Consider the following 21158-nt stretch of genomic DNA (forward strand, 5'->3'; position numbering starts at 1 on the left):
ACACCCTCTTAATTTCACTGATTTTTATTTTGCAATATTATCGAGCAGCAGTTTTGAAAAGATCGATATTGTCTAATGCTTTACCTGTTCCAATTGCTACGCAATCTAATGGATCTTCTGCAACAAGAACTGGCATTTTCGTTTCTTCACTAATTACTTTATCTAAATTACGTAGTAATGCCCCGCCACCTGTTAATACGATACCGCGGTCCATAATATCAGCCGCTAATTCAGGTGGAGTTTTTTCTAACGTATTTTTAACTGATTCTACAATCGCATCTACTGTATCTTTTAATGCATCTGCAATTTCTTCTGGCTGAATTAGTACTGTTTTTGGTAAACCACTTACTAAATCACGACCGCGAATTTCCATAGGCTCGATACCTTCTGGCTCGCCTGCAGAACCAATTTCTAATTTTAATGCTTCAGCTGTTCTTTCACCGATCATTAAGTTATAGCTTTTCTTAATGTACTGAATGATTGAATCGTCCATATCATCACCAGCAACACGGACTGACTGGCTTGTTACAATACCACCTAGAGAAATAATTGCAACTTCTGTTGTACCGCCACCGATATCAACAACCATACTACCAGTTGGTTCCCAAACAGGTAAGTTTGCACCAATTGCTGCTGCAAATGGCTCTTCGATAGGATAAGCATCACGAGCACCCGCTTGACGAGTCGCATCGATTACTGCACGTCTTTCTACAGCTGTAATACCAGATGGTACACATACCATTACATACGGCTTACGTGAGAAGAAACCGTTTGATTTTTGAGCTTGTTGAATGTAATATTTCATCATTGTTGCAGTTGTTTCATAATCAGCAATTACACCGTCTTTCATCGGGCGAAGTGCCACAACGTTCCCTGGTGTACGACCAATCATTTGTTTTGCATCGCTACCTACAGCAACGATTTGTTTCGTATCAGTTTGTAACGCAACTACTGAAGGTTCACGTAAAACTACACCTTTTCCTTTTACATATACAAGCGTGTTCGCAGTTCCTAAGTCTATTCCAAGATCGCGAGTAAATCCACCAAATCCAAACATATTATTTATCTTCCTTTCTTGTTTTCACGGACTCATTTTTTCTTACTTTATATTATAAAAACAGTACGTTTTTTATATCTTTATCCTTTTTGTAGATAAATTTCTACAAAAAACTCATAAATCACATTATAAAACAAAATAAGTAAAAAGCATAGTCTTAAATATGACCTTTTTCCTTTAAACTCACGAATTTATGGTCACCTATTATAATATGATCAAGCACTTCAATTCCGATAATCTGGCCGCATTCTACTAAGCGTTTTGTTACTGCAATATCTTCACGGCTCGGCGTGGGATCTCCTGAGGGATGGTTATGAAGACATATGATAGAGGCTGCTGCACGACGGAAGGCTTCTTTAAAAACTTCCCTCGGGTGTACAATTGACGTGTTTAAACTTCCAATAAAGATCGTTTGCCTATGTATAACTTGATTTTTTGTATTTAAATATAAACAAACAAAATGCTCTTGTTGTAAAAAACGCATTTCTTCCATCATGTATTTCGCACAATCTTCTGGACTTCGAATACTATATCTATTTTGATATTCTAAACGTACCATTCTTCTGCCTAGTTCAAAGGCTGCCATAAGTTGCGATGCCTTTGAAATCCCAATACCATGTATACTAATTAGCTCTTCTAATGTTGCATCTTTCAACATACGTAAGCCATCAAATTGATGTAAAATTTTATCTGATAACTTTAAAACTGTTTCTTCTTTAGAACCTGTTCTGAGTAACACTGCGAGAAGCTCTCGATTTGATAAACTTCCAGCACCTTCTAACAATAAACGCTCCCGTGGCTGTTCTTCTCTTACAACATCACGAATACCGTTCATCTCTCCACCCCTTTATTTGTTCTCTCAAAGAAAACCCCATGCAATTTTACGCATGGGTTACATCAATATCAAATTGTTTTAATTCCCGAACGAGACGTGCAATTGGTAAGCCAACTACACTATAGTAGTCCCCTTGAATATTTTGAACGAAAATAGATCCTTTACCTTGAATCCCATAACTACCGGCTTTATCAAGAGGTTCTTTCGACGCGACGTATGTATCAATTTCCTCTTCTGTTAACTCCCAAAATGTAACTTCTGTACGCTCATAAAAAGTAACCGTTTTTTCTTTTGCTATAATTGCAACACCTGTATACACTTCATGTGTTTTCCCTGATAGTAATTGCAACATCTCTTTCGCCTCATCCTCATTAGAAGGCTTACCAAGAATACGCGACTCATATGTAACAATTGTATCTGCACCTAACACAATGTGATCACTATTATTTTCTGCCACCGCTGATGCTTTTTGCAAGGCAAGCGACATTACAATATCAGAAGGCGATGAATATGCACCAATTGTTTCCTCTACTTCACTTACAACGATTTCAAATGGCACACTAGCTAACTCAAGCAATTCCTTCCTCCGAGGTGACCCTGAAGCTAAAATTATTTTTCTCATATTTTCTCCTTCCTTTCTCACATGAAGCAGAACAATTTATATTAATCGTATCAAAGGAATAGTTTGTCCACAAATGAAAGAAATATTAATTTCTCTAACTAAAATAACACTTCTTTATTGCATACGATTATATTCCTGTCATAGAGAAAGCACTTTGCTCTAAATTCAAAAGAAAAGAAAGAAGTACATGTACTTCTTTCTTACTCATTTTATTATCCTATCATTTCACTTTCTACGAAACAATTTTTTCATACGAGAGTAAACCATCAATAATAACTTGATTTAATTTCGCCAAAGATTCCTTATCCATCTTCCCATCTTTTACTGTTTGTACAGCTACCGACGTATACATATACAGTTTCTTTGCTTCTTCTTGTTTCATACTTTTCCCTTCTTTTTCAACCTTTTTCCATTCTTTTTCAATTACTTCTATATCTTTTGCGCTGCTTTTTCCACCAACTTGTACGCTAGAAGCATATTTTGCTAAATGAGTGTATAATGGCTGCACTTTTGTTAAAAATGTTCCTACTTCTTTATCATCTTTCAGCAATGCTTTATCTGTTATATCCCAGTTCTTTTTTAAAACGGAGACACCATCATTTTTATACTTAGTCATTAATTGATTTATAGACTGTTCATCGCTAGCAATACCAACAACTATTGCATACTTATCACCGCTCGGTCTTAAAGCACCAATGCCCCCATTGCCTTTCCATTCTTCAAGAGCTGCCTGTCCCTTTTCTTCAGAAGAATAAAGCCCCCCTTGAACAAAAAATAATTTCATTGGATCCAATGACGTTCCTGCTTGTGCTTTTTGTTTTTCTTCTTTCGGTGCTGGTGTTTGTTCTGCCGTTCCACCCACCTTTGATTCTCCATTTCCAGTCGGCCTTGAAGCTGTCACTTCACTTCCTCCTGTCGTCCCTTGTCCAGTAAGTAAATGAAGCATCCCCATTCCAAACGCCGTACCGATAATGATTGCAGTTGCAACGATTACAATTAATGTATTACTCCACTTCTTTCGGTATTTTTCCACAGACATTGATTTCCCTTTTTGAAACGGAACAACATTTTTCGGTCGTTCACTTTCTACTACCATCCATTCAAATTCATCTTTCTTTTTTTCCTCATACTTCGCTTCTGTTCCATTCACTTTCACTGAGATCGTTCGTGATTGCTTGTCCATACACTCACACCTCACCTCTTATCGTTGTCCGCATCATATCATATTCATTTCATAAAAAAACGAGATATTTGTCAGAGGAATTCGCCAAATAACCCTATATATTTATCTTATATGTATGCATTTGACTTCATTTGTAGAACAAAAAAACTAGATAGCAAAGACTATCTAGTTTTTCTCGCAAATATATTTTCGTACTTCAGAAATGAAATAAAGAGAACCTGTTATGATAAAAACATCATTTTCTGCTATCATTTCAACTTTTGTATCAATTGCCTCTTTCCAATTTTCAAAAACTAATTTTGATTCTTTCTGTGAATATGATGCAAGCTTATCAGCAGAAATAGCACGATCAAAGGCGAATGTTGTAAAAATAATTTCATCTGCAATGGTTTCTAATTGGCCTACCATGTTATGTAATTGTTTATCACCAAGGGCAGTAAATAACACTATTACATTTTTATCTTTGTAATGCGCTTCTACTGTTTTCACAAGGCTTTCGATACCTTCTGGATTATGAGCACCATCTATAATAATATCTGGATTACTTTGCAGTTTTTCAAAGCGCCCCACCCAATACGCTTCCTGTAATCCAGTTCTTATTTCTTCTTCCTCAATTAAAAATGATAAGTATGTTTTTACATACATGACTGCCATAAGCGCAAGTGCTGCGTTTCCTACTTGGTGGCTGCCTTTCATTGTGATTCGCACATCTTCAAAAGAGGCGAAAGGACAAGTGAAATCGAACTGTTCTCCATCTTCACTAGACTGTTTATGTAATGCTGTAAAATGGTTGCCCATCTCGTATAAGTTTGCATGATTTTCCTTTGCAACATTTTGAATGACTTGCAAAGCTTCTTCATCTTGTACACCAGTAATTACCGGCACGCCAGACTTAATAATCCCCGCCTTTTCATATGCAATTTCTCCTAGTGTATTTCCTAAAATATGCATATGATCGTGACCGATATTCGTAATAATCGTGAGGACAGGGTGTATAACATTGGTAGAATCAAAACGTCCACCAAGCCCTGTTTCAAATAAAACAACATCACAGAAATTGAATTTGCCGAAATAGCAAATCGCCATAACAGTAATAATTTCAAACTCTGTCGCTTCCCCTAAATCCGTTTCATCTAGTTTTTCCACGACTGGTTTTACCAGCTTTACAAGTTCAGTAATCTCTTCGTCTGCAATTGGTGTTCCATTCACACTAATGCGTTCATTAAATGATTCGATGTAAGGAGAGGTAAACGTTCCTACCTTATATTTCGCGCCTTCTAACATGTAACGCATATATGTTAACGTTGAACCTTTTCCATTTGTACCAGCAAGATGAACACATTTTATATGACGCTCTGGATTTCCGAGCTCTTCTAGCATCCAATTCATTCTTTCTAATCCTGGTTTAATACCAAATTTCAATCGGCTATGAATCCACCCTATCGCTTCTTCGTATGTATGTATCACGTATGCTTTTCCCCTTTCAAAAGACAACTTTCATAGTTCTATTATACGCAAAGAAAAGAGACTCACCAATATAGTGAGTCTCTAAAAATATTTTTACTTTTCAAGATCTGCTAGACGTTGACGAACTGCTTCGCGTTTTTCTAGGTAATCTTGCTCTTTCGCACGCTCTCCTTCAATAACCGCTGCAGGAGCTTTCGCTACGAAACCTTGGTTAGAAAGTTTCTTCTGTACACGTTCTACTTCTTTATCGAACTTCTCAAGTTCTTTCTCAAGACGAGCTCTCTCTTCATCAAGATTGATAAGATCAGCTAACGGTAAGAATAACTCTGCACCTGATACGATTGCAGTCATTGCTTTTTCTGGCGCTTGTAAGTCCGTTTGAATTGTTAATTCGCTTGGGTTACAGAAACGCTCAATGTAAGAGCTATTTTTCGTAAGTTGAGCAAGTACAGCCTCATCTTTTGCTTTAATTTGCATTTGAACTTTTTTGCTCATTGGCGTATTTACTTCTGCACGGATGTTACGAACAGAGCGAATGATATCAACTAGAAGGTGCATTTCTGCCGCAGCCTCCGTATCTTGTAAATCTTCGCGAACTGTTGGCCACGCAGCTACTGTAATAGACTCGCCTTCATGCGGTAAATGTTGCCAAATTTTCTCTGTTACGAATGGCATGAATGGGTGTAATAGACGCATTGTTTGATCTAATACGTAAGCTAAAATAGAACGAGTTGTTTTCTTAGCTGCTTCATCTTCACCGTATAGTGGAAGTTTCGCCATTTCAATATACCAATCACAGAAATCGTCCCAAATGAAGTTGTATAATGAACGACCAGCTTCACCGAACTCATATTTATCCATGTTACGTGTTACGCTTTCGATTGTTTCGTTTAAGCGAGTTAAGATCCACTTATCCGCAACTGATTTTTCACCAGTTAAATCGATTTCTTCATACTTCATATCATCCATGTTCATTAATACGAAACGTGATGCGTTCCAAATTTTATTAATGAAGTTCCAAGTAGATTCTACTTTTTCCATGCTGAAACGTAAATCTTGACCTGGTGCACTTCCTGTTGATAAGAAGAAACGCATTGCATCTGCACCGTACTTCTCGATAACATCCATTGGATCAATACCGTTACCAAGAGATTTACTCATTTTACGACCTTGCTCGTCACGAACTAAACCGTGAATTAATACATCTTTAAATGGACGCTCGCCTGTAAACTCTAAACCTTGGAAAATCATACGAGATACCCAGAAGAAGATGATATCATAACCCGTTACTAGTGCATCTGTTGAATAGTAACGTTTGAAGTCTGCTGAATCTTCATTTGGCCAACCAAGTGTGGAGAATGGCCATAATGCTGAACTGAACCATGTATCAAGTACATCGTTATCTTGATTCCAGTTTTCAATATCTGCTGGTGCTTCTGTACCTACGTATACTTCACCAGTTTCTTTATGGTACCAAGCTGGAATACGGTGTCCCCACCATAATTGACGAGAAATACACCAGTCATGAATATTTTCCATCCAACGTAAATATGTGTTTTCAAAACGCTCTGGTACGAACGTTACTTTTTCTTCTTCTTTTTGTTGAAGCGCTACTGCTTTTTCAGCAAGTGGAGCCATTTTTACGAACCACTGTGTTGATAAATAAGGCTCAACAACCGCACCGCTACGCTCACTATGACCTACTGAATGCATATGTGGCTCGATTTCTACTAATACGCCAGCTTCTTGTAAGTCTTTTACTAATTCTTTACGGCATTCGAAACGATCCATACCGTTATACTTACCAGCTTTTTCGTTCATCGATCCATCTTCGTTCATTACTAAGATGCGTGGTAAGTCATGACGGTTACCTACTTCAAAGTCATTCGGGTCATGAGCTGGTGTAATTTTTACAACGCCCGTTCCGAAATCTTTTTCTACGTACTCATCAGCAATAATCGGAATCTCACGGCCTACGATTGGAAGTGTAACTGTTTTTCCGATTAAATGTTTGTAACGATCGTCTTCTGGATGAACTGCTACTGCTGTATCACCAAGCATCGTTTCTGGACGAGTAGTAGCAAGACGAATGTGACCAGAACCATCTGTTAACGGATAGTTCATATGGTAGAATGCACCTTGAACTTCTTTATGAATTACTTCAATATCAGAAAGAGCTGTACGTGTTGCTGGATCCCAGTTGATGATATATTCACCACGGTAAATTAAGCCTTTTTCGTATAATTGAACGAATACTTTATTAACCGCATCTGATAAACCTTTGTCTAATGTGAAGCGTTCACGAGAATAGTCTAGTCCTAAACCAACTTTCCCCCATTGTTGACGAATGTGAGAAGCGTACTCTTCTTTCCACTCCCAAGCTTTTTCAAGGAATTTTTCACGGCCAAGATCGTAACGTGAAATACCTTCTTCACGAAGTTTTCCTTCTACTTTCGCTTGTGTTGCGATACCAGCATGGTCCATTCCTGGAAGCCATAGTACATCGTATCCTTGCATACGCTTCGTACGAGTTAAAATATCTTGAAGAGTTGTATCCCAAGCATGACCTAAGTGTAACTTACCAGTTACGTTTGGAGGTGGAATTACAATTGTATACGGTTGTTTCTTCTCGTCTCCTGTTGCTTCAAAATATTTGCCTTCAAGCCACCATTGATAAAGGCCTTCTTCAACGGACATATGATCATATTTAGTTGGTAAATTCTTTTCCGTGTTTGACATTATTTTCCCTCCTTAAAATAAAAAATGTCCCTCATCCAAAAAGGACGAGGGACATCGCGGTACCACCTTTATTTACAAACAAATTCATAATTTGCTTATACTCTTAATTTGATAACGGACAAATCCGTCTTTTCCTAATAAGAACTATTCCGTTCAGAAAAGATGCTCCAGGGCTACCTTCTAACATAACTATCTAGAGAATCTCCCAGCTAATGATTCTCCTCTCTGAAGACGTTTCATGTTATACTCTTCCCCTTCAAGGCATTTATATGATTGTTAATTATTATATACAATAGTGTAAAAAACGAAACCTTATTCGTCAAGATAAATTTAAAACTACAGCTTTTGGTGCCAAAAAGAAGATAAGTAGAATCCTCTACTTATCTTCTTTACCCCGCTATTTGTGGGCAGTAAGACCTCCACCTCAAAACTCAGCTGAAGCAAAGAAGTTAGATGGGAGCCCTGGTGCCCGTAAACGCCCAATTAGTGAAGGCTAATCATCAGCGGGGAATGTTTACTTTATCCGTTCCCTTGCTGGGCAGCTTGTAATTGTGACAGGAAATATTCTATATTGCTAACGAGCCAATGCGATTGTTGCAAACTCTTTACTCCGCGCAGTTCATTTTCCTCGTTACGATTATCTCTTCTTTTCTTATAAGACTGGATTTGCCGAATAAATTGCGATGGATACGTCATATACGCAAACATAAGTAGTTGCTCTTCTTTCGTAAAAGGGAAATTTTTTTGATAAATTTGAAACCATTCAAACCGATCACTTCTTGCGATTGGATATGTGTTTAAAGACCGTGAATAAAAACCTACTATATCTTGCACAGGCGTTGCAAACTTCGATTTTTCTAAACTAATAAAATAGCCATTCCGTTCATAGTCAAATAAAAAATGATTCAGTGACACATTACCATGCACAAAAGTAATACGCGTTTTCTCCTTTTCTTTCATCGCATCGTTCCACTCATTTAATTGCTTCGTTGCAAATTCACGCGCTCTCATTACATGATGATAGTACGTACAATATTGCAATTCAAACGGGGACATATACCATTTTGATTCAGATTCTACGAGAAACTCTTCTAACATCTCACCATCATTTTCCCAACGATCGGATATACTTGTATAATGTTTTTCTAAATCTTCTTCCGTATACGTTTCTTCCTTCACAGTTTTTTGATGCAACGTTCCAAGTGTCTGAAACATTTTATGGTATTGATCATTGTCCTCACCGTTTCCTTCTGCACGTTCTAACCAAGGCATTAAATAATAATTATACGTCCCGTCACTTAAAATATAACTTCCATCCGTCGCATGATATATAGGTACATAATTTGAAAAACCTTTCTCCTTCAAATATTGAATATGATGCAGAAAGTTATTCCGCTCTAACTTTCTGCCTTCTATTTTCTTGAGTGCATATGGACCTTGATTCGTATAAATTTTCATTACATTTCCGTGCTCTTCCATATGCTGCGTATCCAATCTATATTGCCTCACGATAGGTTCATAGTGATTTCGCAACTCAATATCCATACGAATAACCCTTTCTATTCAAAACATAGCCTCTAAGAAAGGAAGTGAGTGAAAACACTCACTTCCTTATTTCGCCTTTACCCTTGAAACGGGAATATAAATAATTTGCCCCGTATTTAAAAATATATCTTCTGTTTGATTGACACGGTATAAATTTTGTACAGACGTTTCATAACGGTCTGCAATAGATTCAATTGTATCCCCTTCTTGCACGAAATACATTCTTAACTTTGTAAATTCTTCTTCCGGTTCTTTCGTAAATAGTTTTGTTAAATAAAGCGCATTTTCATCTCGCTGTGAGTACTCTTCTTCTTGTTCTTCCTGCTTTTTCGCTTTTTCTTTCTTGAAATCTTTTCGTCCGAACAGTTCAAATTGCGGCGTTGTTTCTTGCTCCTCTTCACGTTCCACAAATTCATGTTCTTCTATTTTCTCTTCTTCTAATTCCTGCTCTTTTCTTTCCTCTAATTGGAACGGTTCAAATGCGTAATCTTCCCACTCATCTGATTCCTTATATGCTGGTTCTTCTACATGCGGCGCCGGTCTATTTTCATCCTCTTGCGCTGAATCTTCTTCTAACTCAGCATACACCGTTTCTTCCTCTTCAACTTCATCCTCGCTTCTCTCTTCATCACACAAACCGGTAATAGATATATCCGCTAATAATTGTAAGCAACCATTTTCCTTTAATTCATAATCAAATTCCTCGATTGATACATATAGCTCTTCAATTACTTTCACTCGATTTCTCGGAATTGATATTTCAAGTGGAAAGGAATGAACAAGTTCATTAACCCCATCTTCTCTTGTTTCTACATAATCAATTGACTTTGCTGGCGATAGTTCTCTTAATGAATACGCGGAATCATCTTTTCGTGCAACATACTCTCCCGTTAAATCTAATTGTCCTCTCACGATTACTTCATGATCAAGCTCTTCTATCTCAACGTCTGGATCTAACGAAATTGACAAAAGTTCTTCGACTTCCTGTCCTTTTTGGAACCACACAGATTCTTTTAATGAAAATCGTAATGAATGATCTGTAGCCACTTCTTTTCCCCCTCCCAAACTATATGTCATTACAGATTTATGTATGGGAAGCTTACTTTATGAATAAAAAAAATCGCTCCCCTTATGGAGAGCGATTTTCTCTAATACACTACGCTTTTAATTTTGACATTGCAATTTCAGCTGCTGCAATCGTCGCTTCAATATCTGCATCACTATGTGCTGTCGATAAGAATAAACCTTCGAATTGAGATGGTGGTAAGAATACACCTTGTTCTACCATTTCACGATAGTAAGCCGCAAAGAATTCTAAGTTTGAAGATTTTGCTGCATCGTAATTAATAACGGGTTCATCTGTAAAGAAAATACCAATCATAGAGCCTGCACGGTTAATATGATGCGGAATGCCATGTTTTTCAGCTGCTTTACGTAATCCAGCTTCTAACATTTCAGCTTTACGCTCAAATTCTACATATGATTCTGGCGTTAACTGTACTAACGTTTCATAACCTGCCGCCATTGCAAGTGGATTACCTGATAAAGTACCAGCTTGGTAAATCGGTCCGCTTGGCGCAACTTGGCGCATAATTTCTGCTTTACCACCGTATGCTCCTACCGGTAAACCACCACCGATTACTTTACCTAGGCATGTTAAATCAGGCGTTACGCCATAATAACCTTGGCCACAATTATAAGCTACTCGGAACCCTGTCATTACTTCATCAAAAATAAGCAATGCACCGTTTTGTTCTGTTACTTCACGAAGACCTTCTAAAAATCCAGGCTGCGGAGGAACAACCCCCATATTTCCTGCTACTGGTTCTACAATTACACAAGCAATATCATCACCGAATTGTTCAAACGCGTATTTTACGCTTTCTAAATCGTTATAAGCTACTGTAATCGTATTTTTCGCTACACCTTCTGGTACACCAGGACTATCTGGTAAACCTAAAGTCGCCACACCAGAACCAGCTTTAATTAATAACGAATCACCATGACCGTGGTAACAACCAATAAATTTCAAGATTTTATTACGACCTGTATAACCACGAGCTAAGCGTAGTGCACTCATTGTTGCTTCCGTTCCAGAGTTAACCATACGCACAATCTCAATTGATGGCACGCGCTCAATAACAAGTTTTGCTAATTTATTTTCAATTTCTGTTGGTGCACCGAAGCTTGTACCTCTTTCAGCAACAGATTTTAACGCTTCTACAACACGATCATTTGCATGACCATGAATTAAAGGACCCCATGATAATACGTAGTCGATGTATTCATTCCCATCGATATCATATACTTTAGAGCCTTTTCCACGCTCCATAAACAACGGATTCATCCCAACAGACTTAAAGGCACGAACCGGGCTATTTACGCCACCAGGCATTAAGTCTTGCGCCTCTTCAAACGCTGCAATTGACTTATCAAACTTTTTCATTATTTAGCGCCTCCTTCTTGTAACCATCTTGCTGCATCTTTTGCATGATACGTAATAATTAAATCTGCCCCTGCACGTTTCATACTAATTAATTTTTCAAGAACAACTTCTTTTTCATTAATCCAACCATTTTGCGCTGCCGCTTTAATCATCGAATATTCACCACTTACATTATAAGCGACAACTGGTAAATTAAAGTTATTTTTCACATCACGAACGATATCTAAGTAAGAAAGAGCTGGTTTTACGATTAAGAAATCTGCACCTTCCATTACATCTGATTCTGCTTCACGGAATGCTTCCATACGGTTTGCCGGATCCATTTGATATGTTTTACGGTCACCAAATTGCGGTGCACCGTGCGCAGCATCACGGAATGGTCCATAAAATGCTGATGAATATTTCACAGCGTACGACATAACTGGCACGTGTCCAAAACCATTTTCGTCTAATGCATGACGAATTGCTGTTACGAAGCCGTCCATCATGTTTGATGGCGCAATAATATCCGCTCCTGCTTTCGCTTGACTTACAGCTGTTTTCGCAAGAACTGCAAGAGACTCGTCATTTAAAATAATCCCATCTTCAATTACACCGCAATGACCATGGCTTGTAAATTGACATAAACATGTATCTGCAACTACTACTAGCTCAGGGAAATCACCTTTAATTTGCTGAATAGCACGTTGTACAATTCCATGATCACAGTATGCTGATGATCCAACTTCATCCTTTTCAGCAGGTAAACCAAATACAATAACAGAACGAATACCTAAATCAACAACTTCTTGCATTTCAGCTTGCAATAAATCTAAAGACATTTGATATACGCCCGGCATAGAAGGAACTTCATTACGAACATTTTCACCTTCTAATACAAAAATAGGGTAAATAAAATCTTCCGTATGTAAAAACGTTTCACGCACAAGTGCACGCATGCCCCCGCTTTGTCTTAAACGACGATGACGATTAAATTGTAAAGAGTTCATAGATTTCTATCCCCATTCTTTCATTTTATAGATTCACAAACATATTGTAGTAATGCTTCTACAGTGTACTCTTTCGGCACAATAACAGACGAAAAATAAAGACTTGCCTCTTTTTCCGTAATAGGTCCTATACAAGCAATTGTACATTTTTTTGTCCATTCTCTCCAGTTTGTACCCTCAAGTAAACGAACAAAACTAGTAACAGTTGAAGGGCTCGTAAATGTAATAATGTCTACTTTCCCTAACTTCAATGCTGCTATAAGTTCTTGCTTTTTTTCTATATTCACTTTCGTACCGTATACGATTAGCTCATCTAGAGAAACACCAATTTCCCGAAGTGCAACCGGAATTACCTCTCTTGCTAAATTCCCTTTCGGAAATAAAATACGTTCGTTTCCACTTAATTCTTTTAGAAACTCTTCTGCAAATGCTTCTGCAACAAATGAAGTCGGAACAAAATGAACTTGATAGCCCCTTTTTTCTAACTCTAATTTTGTTTTCACACCTACCGCAGCGATTCTAATGGTTAGCGGTAGTTTCTTTTTTAAACTATCTAGAAAAAAAGCTACACCATTTCTGCTCGTAAAAATAACCCAGTCGTATGAATGTAGCTGCTCTTCAATATGTTGAATTTGCCTATGAGACATACCTTCCATACGCAAAAGCGGAATTTCCAATGGAATTCCGCTCTTTTCTTTCACTGCTACACTCATTTGTTTCGCTTGATGCTGGGCACGTGTAATCAATACCGTTTTTCCAGCGAGAGCGTTCATATTTATTGTTGCTCCTTATTTGCAGCAAGAATGAGTTCTTTGGCGCCTTGTTTAATTAAACGGTCCGCGGCCTCTAACCCTACTTCCTCAGGGTTAGTACCCACTACTGTCTCTTTTAATAAAACAGAGCCATCCATAGAGCCGACAAGAGCTGTTAATTCGATTGCATCGTTTTCTGTAAGGGTTGCATATCCAGCAATTGGAACTTGGCATCCACCTTCAAGTTTATGAAGAAATACTCGCTCCGCTGCCACTGTTCTTTCTGTTATCGTATCATTAATATGCGCTAACAACTGCAATAAATCCTTATCATCCTCACGACACTCAATCGCTAATGCACCTTGTCCTACAGCAGGTACACATAACGTATCATCTAAATGTTCTGTAATAACATCATTATCCCAGCCCATTCTTTGTAATCCAGCTGTCGCTAAAATAATCGCATCGTAATCTTCTTCTTTTAATTTACGTAAACGTGTATCGATATTCCCGCGAATCCACTTCACTTGTAAATCTGGTCTCGCAGCGAGTAGCTGTGCACTACGTCTTAAACTACTCGTACCTAAAATAGCACCTTCCGCTAACTCTTTAAACGATGCTCCATTTTTTGAGATAAAAGCATCACGAGGGTCAACACGCTTTGGTGTACAGCCAATCATTAAACCTTCTGGAAGTACGGCTGGCATATCTTTCATACTATGTACAGCCATATCGATTTCTTTCGTAAGTAACGCATGCTCAATTTCTTTAACGAACAAGCCTTTTCCGCCTACTTTTGAAAGAGTAACATCTAAAATAACATCACCTTTTGTGACAATTTCTTTCACTTCAAATTCATATGGTAGACCTAGGGCTTTTAACTGATCAATAAACCAGTTTGTTTGCGTTAATGCTAGTTTACTCTTTCGTGACCCTACAATAATTTTGCGCATAATTCTCTCTCCTCATTATAAATACCAAAAGTGGAAATTGGACAAACTGCTTAATAGAAAAATGTTTACTAGCATTACGAGAAACGATCCGATATTCCACTGTACAATTTTCTTACCTTGCAACACATCTGCCGCTCGTAAATATAAACCTGTGCAATACACAAATAGAACGACAAAAGATCCGATTACTTTCGTATCATACCAATGGAAATTATCCAATTTTGTATATCCCCATATACATCCTAATAAAATTGCTAGTAAGAAAAATGGAACAGAAAATAAATTTAATCCGTAAGACATAGATTCTAGCTTCGGTAAATTCCCTAACCTTCTTAATCTCGCATTCCATTTTTTCTTTTTTAATAGGCGATATTGCAATAAATACATAATAGAAAAAATGAACGATACAGTAAACGTTGCGTAAGAAATAATTGCCATACCGACATGCACGTATACAAGTTCTGAAACTAATTGTTCCGCAAGTACTGGCGACATCTTTCCGAGCGGTGTAAAAATAGAAAAAGCGCTTACGCCAAATGCTACAACATTTGTAAAAAAGACTAAAAAGTCAATTCTCATAAATCGATTAATAACTAACGACATCGTAATCAATAACCAAACATAAAAATAAATCCCTGATAATAAAGTTAAAATAGGATTCGTTTCTGAATCTGTAGCTCTAAGCAACATAAAAATAGACTGCAGGACCCATACAATCGCAAGTAACCAAAAAGCAAATCGGTTCGCCTTTCGGTTACTTTGGAAATAATCTATAAAATATAAACTAATGCTACAAGCATATAAAATAATTGCAATATGATAAATAATACTGTTATTTAAAAAACTCATCCGATCATCCTTCCAAATTATAAAGATGGAACGGATGGTGTCCACACTCTTTTATGTTCTACTTCTTCCGCACGACTCTCTACTTCTTCCGTTTCTAAATCAAAAATCTTTGCAAATAACGCTAATTTTTCGCTCGCTCCCTCTTCAGCAGCTATTTCTTTCGCTACTAAAATTGGGTCTTTTAATAATTGATTAATAATACTTTTCGTATGCTTACTAATAACTTTTTTCTCACGATCACTAAGGTTTGGTATTTTTCGCTCTAGGCTTACCATCGTTTCACTTTGGATTGCAAGTGCCTTATCACGAAGAGCTGATATTAATGGAACAACACCAAGTGTACTTAACCACGTTTTAAACAGAACAATTTCCTCTTCAATCATAAATTGAATTTTCTCTGCCTCTTTCAAACGCTCAGCACGGTTTGCCTCCACTACTCCTTGTAAATCATCAATATCATACAAGAAAGAACCTTCTAGCTCATCAATCGCTGGATCAATATCACGCGGCACTGCAATGTCAACCATAAATAATGGACGACCAGAGCGCATTTTCTCCACCTTTGTCATCATCTCTTTCGTAATGACATACTCAGATGCACCAGTTGAACTAATTAAAATATCTGCTTCTAATAATGCACATTGTAATTCGCTTAACGATTTTGCATGTCCCATATATTTCTCAGCCATTACTTCTGCTTTCGAAAGCGTCCTATTCATAACTGTTACTTTACGAGCACCACTTCCATATAAGTTTTGTAGTGCAAGTTCGCCCATTTTACCAGCACCAAGAATAAGCACATGACAATCTGTTAACTCGCCAAATATTTTCTTTCCAAGCTCAACAGCAGCATAACTAACAGACATTGCACTTTCCCCGATTGTTGTTTCTGAGTGGGCACGTTTTGCTAATGTAATGACTTGCTTAAACAATTCATTAAAAATTGTGCCTGTTGCTTTAACTTGTTGCGCTTCTAAAAAGCTATCTTTTATTTGACCTAAAATCTGCGTTTCTCCGACTACCATTGAATCTAAACCGCACGTTACGCGGAATAAATGATCTATTGCGCCATCTTGTTCAAAAATAGTTAAATATGGCGCGACTTCTTCTATTTCAAGCTGAAACCAATCAGCTAAAAACTTCTTAATATAATACCGTCCCGTGTGTAATTGATCGACAACAGCATAAATCTCAGTGCGATTACAAGTTGACACAATGACATTCTCTAACACGCTCTTTTGATTTTGTAATGTAGTCATCGCTCGCTCTAGTTCTGCTGCCTGAAATGTGAGTTTCTCACGAAATTCTACAGGGGCTGTTCGATAATTTACACTAACAACAAGAATATGCACGCAGCATGTCCCCCTTCACCCGTTTTATCACTTTATCTACTATCATAATACAACTTTCCTCTTATGAATCTGACAATCGTGTGAACAACCGATTATTTTTTTATTTATTCTCCGTATGTAATAAAGGAGATTCAGTAAAACGAATAAAAACTTTCTACTTTATAATGATTATAAATTAATAACTCTATTTGTACGTTACCAAAAAAAGCCCTCATAATCAAGTGATGGAAACTATTCCATATGAATTATAACATCATCTTTCCTATCTTCTTTCATCATGAAGGAAAATATGTATGATTGTTCCAAATTGTAGCACGAACTTTCTCAATACAATGTATTTGACATTGTATTTCTTTTTCGTTATATTGGTTTTACAAAATTAAATTGTGCACAATTTAATAAGGAAGGAGTTATGTATGGTAGATAATTCTTTACATCTAGATAACCAACTTTGTTTTTCTATTTACGCCTGTTCTAGAGAGGTTACACGCTTTTACCGACCGTATTTAGAAGAAATGGGCATTACGTATCCACAGTACATTACTTTACTCGTACTATGGGAGCAAGATGGACTCACAGTAAAAGAAATTGGAGAACGTCTATTTTTAGATTCCGGTACGTTAACACCTATGTTAAAACGAATGGAATCATTAAACCTTGTAAAACGCGTTCGTTCCAAAGAAGATGAGCGAAAAGTATGTATTGAATTAACAGAACAAGGTAAAGATTTACAAGATAAGGCTTGTTCATTACCAACAACAATGGCAACAAATTTAGGAATTACAGAACAAGAATATCGTTCTTTATTAATTCAATTAAATAAACTAATTGAAACAATGAAAACAATTAATGATAGAAAAGGGGAATAAACATGGATAAATTATATACTGCTTCAGTAACTGCTACAGGTGGAAGAAACGGAAAAGTAGTCTCAGATGATGGCATATTAAATCTTGATGTGAAAATGCCGAAAGCACTAGGTGGTGCAGGCGGAGAGGCAACAAATCCAGAACAACTATTTGCTGCTGGTTATGCCGCTTGTTTTGATAGTGCATTACAACTTGTCATTCGTACAAAACGTGTGAAAGTAGAAAGTACAGAAGTAACTGCTCACGTTTCTATCGGAAAAGATACAGATGGTGGTTTCGGCCTATCCGCTGTACTTGATGTACATGTCGCTGGCGTTTCACATAGCGAAGCACAAGAACTTGTAGAAGCCGCTCACGGTGTATGTCCTTACTCGAAAGCAACACGAGGAAATATTGAAGTTACATTAAACGTACGCTAAAAAATTTAGCAAAACAAAAACGCGCGACATTCGTCACGCGTTTTTTGTTTTTGTAAATTTATGAATTGCTTTCCACGCTTCTTCTTTTCCAAGTCCTGTTTCAGAAGAGAATAGAACAATTTCATCGCCAATTTCAACAGCAAGCGTTTCTTTTACAACTTTTAAATGCTTTTGCCATTTCCCTTTCGGAATTTTATCGGCTTTCGTCGCAATAATAATTGTTGGGATTTCATAATGCTTTAAGAAATCATACATCATCACGTCATCACTTGTTGGTTGGTGACGTAAATCAACTACTAATACAGCTGCGTCTAATTGTTCACGCGTTGTAAAGTACGTTTCAATCATTTTCCCCCATGCAGCGCGCTCCGATTTAGATACTTTCGCATATCCATAACCTGGAACGTCAACAAAGTGCATCATCTCATTGATTAAGAAAAAGTTCAGCGTTTGCGTTTTTCCTGGTTTAGAAGAAATACGTACTAACTTTTTACGATTTAAAATTTTATTAATAAAGGAAGACTTCCCCACATTTGAACGACCTGCTAATGCAATTTCTGGTAAATCACTGTCTGGATATTGTTCTGGTTTAACAGCACTAATTACAATATCTGCTTTTGTTACTTTCATTGTTTCACTCCTACTAATGCGTGCTCCAATACTTCATCTAAATGAGATGCAAGCACAAACGTAAGGTTTTCTTTTACGCTCTCTGGAATATCATCTAAATCTTTCTCGTTTTCTGCTGGCAAAATAATTTTTGTTAAGCCTGCGCGGTGAGCACTTAATGTTTTTTCTTTTAAACCACCAATTGGTAATACACGACCACGAAGTGTAATTTCACCTGTCATACCGACTTCTTTACTTACAGGAATACCTGTTAGCGCAGAAATAAGTGCCGTTGCCATCGTAATACCTGCTGACGGTCCGTCTTTTGGAACTGCTCCTTCTGGAACGTGAATATGAATATCATTTTTCTCATGGAAATTCGGATCGATCTGAAGCTCTTCTGCACGAGAACGTATATAACTAAACGCAGCTTGTGCTGATTCTTTCATAACATCCCCAAGTTTCCCTGTTAAAATTAGTTTCCCTTTTCCTGGCGCTACAGAAACTTCAATGGCAAGTGTATCGCCGCCTGCTGCTGTGTAAGCTAGACCTGTTGCCATACCAACTTGGTCTGTTTTTTCAGCTTGCCCATAACGGAATATGTGTTTACCAAGTAAATCAACAATCTTTTTCTCTGTCACAACGATACGTTTACGTTCTGCTGTAACGATAATCTTCGCTACTTTACGGCAAACTTTTGCAATTTGGCGCTCTAGCGTACGAACACCAGCCTCACGTGTATAATAACGAATAATCTCAAGCAGCGCTTCATCACGCACTTGTAAATTACCTTTTCGTAAGCCATGTTCTTTTAATTGTTTCGGCAATAAATGCTCACGAGCAATGTGTACTTTTTCAAGTTCTGTATAGCCAGCAATCGAAATGATTTCCATACGGTCAAGTAATGGACCTGGAATACTTGAAAGTGTATTAGCAGTTGCTACAAACATAACTTTTGATAGATCATATGGTTCTTCAATGTAATGATCACTGAAGTTATGGTTTTGTTCTGGATCTAATACTTCAAGTAATGCCGCTGATGGATCTCCACGGAAATCGTTAGACATTTTATCAATCTCATCTAATAAGAAGACTGGATTAACTGTTTTCGCCTTTTTCATACCTTGAATAATGCGTCCTGGCATTGCTCCAACATATGTACGGCGGTGACCACGAATTTCAGATTCATCACGTACACCACCAAGAGATACACGGACGAAGTTACGATTCAATGATGTTGCAATTGAACGCGCTAACGAAGTTTTGCCGACCCCAGGAGGGCCTACTAAACAAAGGATAGGTCCTTTTAATGAATTCGTTAACTTCTGTACAGCTAAATATTCAAGTACACGCTCTTTCACTTTTTCAAGACCGTAATGATCGTTATTTAAAATCTCTTCCGAATGAGCAAGATCAATTATATCTTCTGTTGCCTCTGTCCACGGAAGCGCTAATAACCAATCAATATAATTGCGAATAACACCACTCTCCGCAGAACTTGCTGGTAACTTTTCATAACGATCTAATTCTTTCAGCGCAGCCTTCATTGTTTCTTCCGGCATTCCTGACTGTTCAATTTTCTCACGAAGTTCTTCTACTTCTCCGCCCTTGCCTTCTTTGTCGCCAAGTTCAGTTTGAATCGCCTTCATTTGCTCACGTAAGAAATATTCTTTTTGCGTGCGCTCCATGGAACGTTTCACTTTTTGCCCAATTTTCTTTTCTAGGCTAAGTAACTCTTGTTCATCTTGAATAATTGAAATAAGTGTTTGTAATCGTTCTTTTACAGATACAATCTCTAGAATCTCTTGTTTCTGCTTCGTTTTAATCGGCAAGTGAGAAGCAATTAGATCAGCTAATCTCCCTGGTTCTTCCACATCAGCTACCGTTGCAAATGTTTCATTTGAAACTTTTTTCGAAACTTTAATATATTGTTCGAAATGCTCCAGTAACGTACGCATAAGAGCTTTCTCTTCTAAATCATCTTCTACTTCTTCAGTTACCGTTTTAATCGACACTTGTACTACATTTTCTTCTTCGATAAACTCTATTACTTCTGCTCTATGTAAACCTTCCACAAGGACACGAAGCGTACCGTTCGGCAATTTTAACATTTGCTTCACTTTCGCCACCGTACCTACACTATATATGTCATCTTCTTTCGGATCATCGATATTCATTTCTTTTTGCATTGCTAAAAAGATGATATTTTCATCCATTGCCGCCTGCTCTAGTGCTTGTATCGATTTATCACGTCCTACATCAAGATGCAAAACCATCGTTGGATATACGAGAACGCCTCTTAATGGTAGGAGGGGCACGATTCTTTCGTTCGTATTCATACTAGACATAGCACCTCCATAATAAATTAAACTCCTGTTCAACTATTTTATATTACAATACACCTAGATGCAATTGCTGAGATTCCGCGCAATTGTAAATAGCTTGTTTTTCTACCTCACGAAAAGAAAAAAG

The 21158-nt window shown here is 37.5% G+C and carries 18 protein-coding genes and 1 other annotated feature; of the genes, 2 read left to right on the forward strand and 16 right to left on the reverse strand.

Going from position 1 to position 21158, the window contains the following annotated elements:
• Nucleotides 1-37: 37 nt before the first annotated feature.
• The 14 genes from mreB to hemA all read right to left on the reverse strand — a co-directional run bounded on the left by mreB (nucleotide 38) and on the right by hemA (nucleotide 16789).
• Nucleotides 38-1057 (reverse strand): cell shape-determining protein MreB, encoded by a 1020-nt coding sequence (gene mreB, locus ACTL4X_RS22530; protein WP_000466736.1) that lies wholly within the window; start codon nucleotides 1055-1057, stop codon nucleotides 38-40.
• A gap of 157 nt (nucleotides 1058-1214) precedes the next feature.
• Nucleotides 1215-1892: a RadC family protein gene (radC, locus tag ACTL4X_RS22535; protein WP_001013390.1), complete on the reverse strand. Its 678-nt coding sequence runs from the start codon at nucleotides 1890-1892 to the stop codon at nucleotides 1215-1217.
• Between the two features lie 46 nt (nucleotides 1893-1938).
• Nucleotides 1939-2514, reverse strand: coding sequence for a Maf family protein (locus tag ACTL4X_RS22540; RefSeq protein ID WP_001226291.1), 576 nt, complete (start codon nucleotides 2512-2514; stop codon nucleotides 1939-1941).
• Between the two features lie 232 nt (nucleotides 2515-2746).
• On the reverse strand, nucleotides 2747-3697 hold the full coding sequence (locus ACTL4X_RS22545; protein WP_000361018.1) for a hypothetical protein: 951 nt from the start codon (nucleotides 3695-3697) through the stop codon (nucleotides 2747-2749).
• 165 nt (nucleotides 3698-3862) lie between these two features.
• Nucleotides 3863-5164: a bifunctional folylpolyglutamate synthase/dihydrofolate synthase gene (locus tag ACTL4X_RS22550; RefSeq protein ID WP_000582039.1), complete on the reverse strand. Its 1302-nt coding sequence runs from the start codon at nucleotides 5162-5164 to the stop codon at nucleotides 3863-3865.
• Between the two features lie 93 nt (nucleotides 5165-5257).
• Entirely contained in the window at nucleotides 5258-7903 is a 2646-nt protein-coding gene (locus ACTL4X_RS22555; RefSeq protein ID WP_000072244.1) for a valine--tRNA ligase, read from the reverse strand.
• 37 nt (nucleotides 7904-7940) lie between these two features.
• Nucleotides 7941-8172 (reverse strand) — a binding site (T-box leader).
• 250 nt (nucleotides 8173-8422) lie between these two features.
• Complete coding sequence (ysxE, locus tag ACTL4X_RS22560; RefSeq protein ID WP_000350656.1) at nucleotides 8423-9448, reverse strand: spore coat protein YsxE; 1026 nt, start codon at nucleotides 9446-9448, stop codon at nucleotides 8423-8425.
• Between the two features lie 66 nt (nucleotides 9449-9514).
• Complete coding sequence (gene spoVID, locus ACTL4X_RS22565) at nucleotides 9515-10525, reverse strand: stage VI sporulation protein D (protein ID WP_002024850.1); 1011 nt, start codon at nucleotides 10523-10525, stop codon at nucleotides 9515-9517.
• A gap of 79 nt (nucleotides 10526-10604) precedes the next feature.
• On the reverse strand, nucleotides 10605-11894 hold the full coding sequence (gene hemL, locus ACTL4X_RS22570) for a glutamate-1-semialdehyde 2,1-aminomutase (protein WP_000712943.1): 1290 nt from the start codon (nucleotides 11892-11894) through the stop codon (nucleotides 10605-10607).
• Nucleotides 11894-12883, reverse strand: a complete 990-nt coding sequence (gene hemB, locus ACTL4X_RS22575) for a porphobilinogen synthase (RefSeq protein ID WP_001087065.1) — start codon at nucleotides 12881-12883, stop codon at nucleotides 11894-11896. The genes hemL and hemB overlap by 1 nt, the downstream gene beginning before the upstream one ends.
• A 20-nt stretch (nucleotides 12884-12903) precedes the next feature.
• Complete coding sequence (gene hemD / locus ACTL4X_RS22580; RefSeq protein WP_071740488.1) at nucleotides 12904-13656, reverse strand: uroporphyrinogen-III synthase; 753 nt, start codon at nucleotides 13654-13656, stop codon at nucleotides 12904-12906.
• 2 nt (nucleotides 13657-13658) lie between these two features.
• Nucleotides 13659-14588 carry a hydroxymethylbilane synthase gene (hemC, locus tag ACTL4X_RS22585; protein ID WP_001226407.1) on the reverse strand — a complete coding sequence of 310 codons (930 nt, stop codon included), beginning with the start codon at nucleotides 14586-14588 and terminating at the stop codon, nucleotides 13659-13661.
• A 15-nt stretch (nucleotides 14589-14603) separates the two neighbouring features.
• Entirely contained in the window at nucleotides 14604-15437 is an 834-nt protein-coding gene (locus ACTL4X_RS22590) for a cytochrome c biogenesis protein (RefSeq protein WP_000008991.1), read from the reverse strand.
• Nucleotides 15438-15454: 17 nt separating this feature from the next.
• The gene (gene hemA, locus ACTL4X_RS22595; RefSeq protein ID WP_000547868.1) at nucleotides 15455-16789 is read right to left on the reverse strand and encodes a glutamyl-tRNA reductase; all 1335 of its coding nucleotides are present in this window, start codon (nucleotides 16787-16789) and stop codon (nucleotides 15455-15457) included.
• A gap of 416 nt (nucleotides 16790-17205) precedes the next feature.
• Between hemA and ACTL4X_RS22600 the strand changes: the two genes are divergently transcribed.
• Both ACTL4X_RS22600 and ACTL4X_RS22605 read left to right on the forward strand, forming a co-directional pair.
• Nucleotides 17206-17658, forward strand: a complete 453-nt coding sequence (locus ACTL4X_RS22600) for a MarR family winged helix-turn-helix transcriptional regulator (RefSeq protein ID WP_000228198.1) — start codon at nucleotides 17206-17208, stop codon at nucleotides 17656-17658.
• 2 nt (nucleotides 17659-17660) lie between these two features.
• Nucleotides 17661-18077 carry an organic hydroperoxide resistance protein gene (locus ACTL4X_RS22605; protein ID WP_000359781.1) on the forward strand — a complete coding sequence of 139 codons (417 nt, stop codon included), beginning with the start codon at nucleotides 17661-17663 and terminating at the stop codon, nucleotides 18075-18077.
• A gap of 33 nt (nucleotides 18078-18110) precedes the next feature.
• Here ACTL4X_RS22605 and ysxC read toward each other — a convergent pair whose 3' ends face one another.
• Nucleotides 18111-18707, reverse strand: coding sequence for a ribosome biogenesis GTP-binding protein YsxC (gene ysxC / locus ACTL4X_RS22610; RefSeq protein WP_000869116.1), 597 nt, complete (start codon nucleotides 18705-18707; stop codon nucleotides 18111-18113).
• Complete coding sequence (gene lon, locus ACTL4X_RS22615; protein WP_000097289.1) at nucleotides 18704-21034, reverse strand: endopeptidase La; 2331 nt, start codon at nucleotides 21032-21034, stop codon at nucleotides 18704-18706. Before lon ends, ysxC begins: the two co-directional genes overlap by 4 nt.
• Nucleotides 21035-21158: the final 124 nt, after the last annotated feature.

The sequence above is a fragment of the Bacillus sp. RE35 genome, assembly GCF_052146655.1.
GTDB classification, from domain to species: domain Bacteria; phylum Bacillota; class Bacilli; order Bacillales; family Bacillaceae_G; genus Bacillus_A; species Bacillus_A cereus.

Bases quoted from the DNA above. Each gene is read 5' to 3' on its own strand.
- mreB (WP_000466736.1), bottom strand. From the start codon at position 1,057: ATGTTTGGATTTGGTGGATTTACTCGCGATCTTGGAATAGACTTAGGA.
- radC (WP_001013390.1), bottom strand. From the start codon at position 1,892: ATGAACGGTATTCGTGATGTTGTAAGAGAAGAACAGCCACGGGAGCGT.
- ACTL4X_RS22540 (WP_001226291.1), bottom strand. From the start codon at position 2,514: ATGAGAAAAATAATTTTAGCTTCAGGGTCACCTCGGAGGAAGGAATTG.
- ACTL4X_RS22545 (WP_000361018.1), bottom strand. From the start codon at position 3,697: ATGGACAAGCAATCACGAACGATCTCAGTGAAAGTGAATGGAACAGAA.
- ACTL4X_RS22555 (WP_000072244.1), bottom strand. From the start codon at position 7,903: ATGTCAAACACGGAAAAGAATTTACCAACTAAATATGATCATATGTCC.
- ysxE (WP_000350656.1), bottom strand. From the start codon at position 9,448: ATGGATATTGAGTTGCGAAATCACTATGAACCTATCGTGAGGCAATAT.
- spoVID (WP_002024850.1), bottom strand. From the start codon at position 10,525: ATGACATATAGTTTGGGAGGGGGAAAAGAAGTGGCTACAGATCATTCA.
- hemL (WP_000712943.1), bottom strand. From the start codon at position 11,894: ATGAAAAAGTTTGATAAGTCAATTGCAGCGTTTGAAGAGGCGCAAGAC.
- hemB (WP_001087065.1), bottom strand. From the start codon at position 12,883: ATGAACTCTTTACAATTTAATCGTCATCGTCGTTTAAGACAAAGCGGG.
- hemD (WP_071740488.1), bottom strand. From the start codon at position 13,656: ATGAACGCTCTCGCTGGAAAAACGGTATTGATTACACGTGCCCAGCAT.
- hemC (WP_001226407.1), bottom strand. From the start codon at position 14,588: ATGCGCAAAATTATTGTAGGGTCACGAAAGAGTAAACTAGCATTAACG.
- ACTL4X_RS22590 (WP_000008991.1), bottom strand. From the start codon at position 15,437: ATGAGTTTTTTAAATAACAGTATTATTTATCATATTGCAATTATTTTA.
- ACTL4X_RS22600 (WP_000228198.1), top strand. From the start codon at position 17,206: ATGGTAGATAATTCTTTACATCTAGATAACCAACTTTGTTTTTCTATT.
- ACTL4X_RS22605 (WP_000359781.1), top strand. From the start codon at position 17,661: ATGGATAAATTATATACTGCTTCAGTAACTGCTACAGGTGGAAGAAAC.
- ysxC (WP_000869116.1), bottom strand. From the start codon at position 18,707: ATGAAAGTAACAAAAGCAGATATTGTAATTAGTGCTGTTAAACCAGAA.
- lon (WP_000097289.1), bottom strand. From the start codon at position 21,034: ATGTCTAGTATGAATACGAACGAAAGAATCGTGCCCCTCCTACCATTA.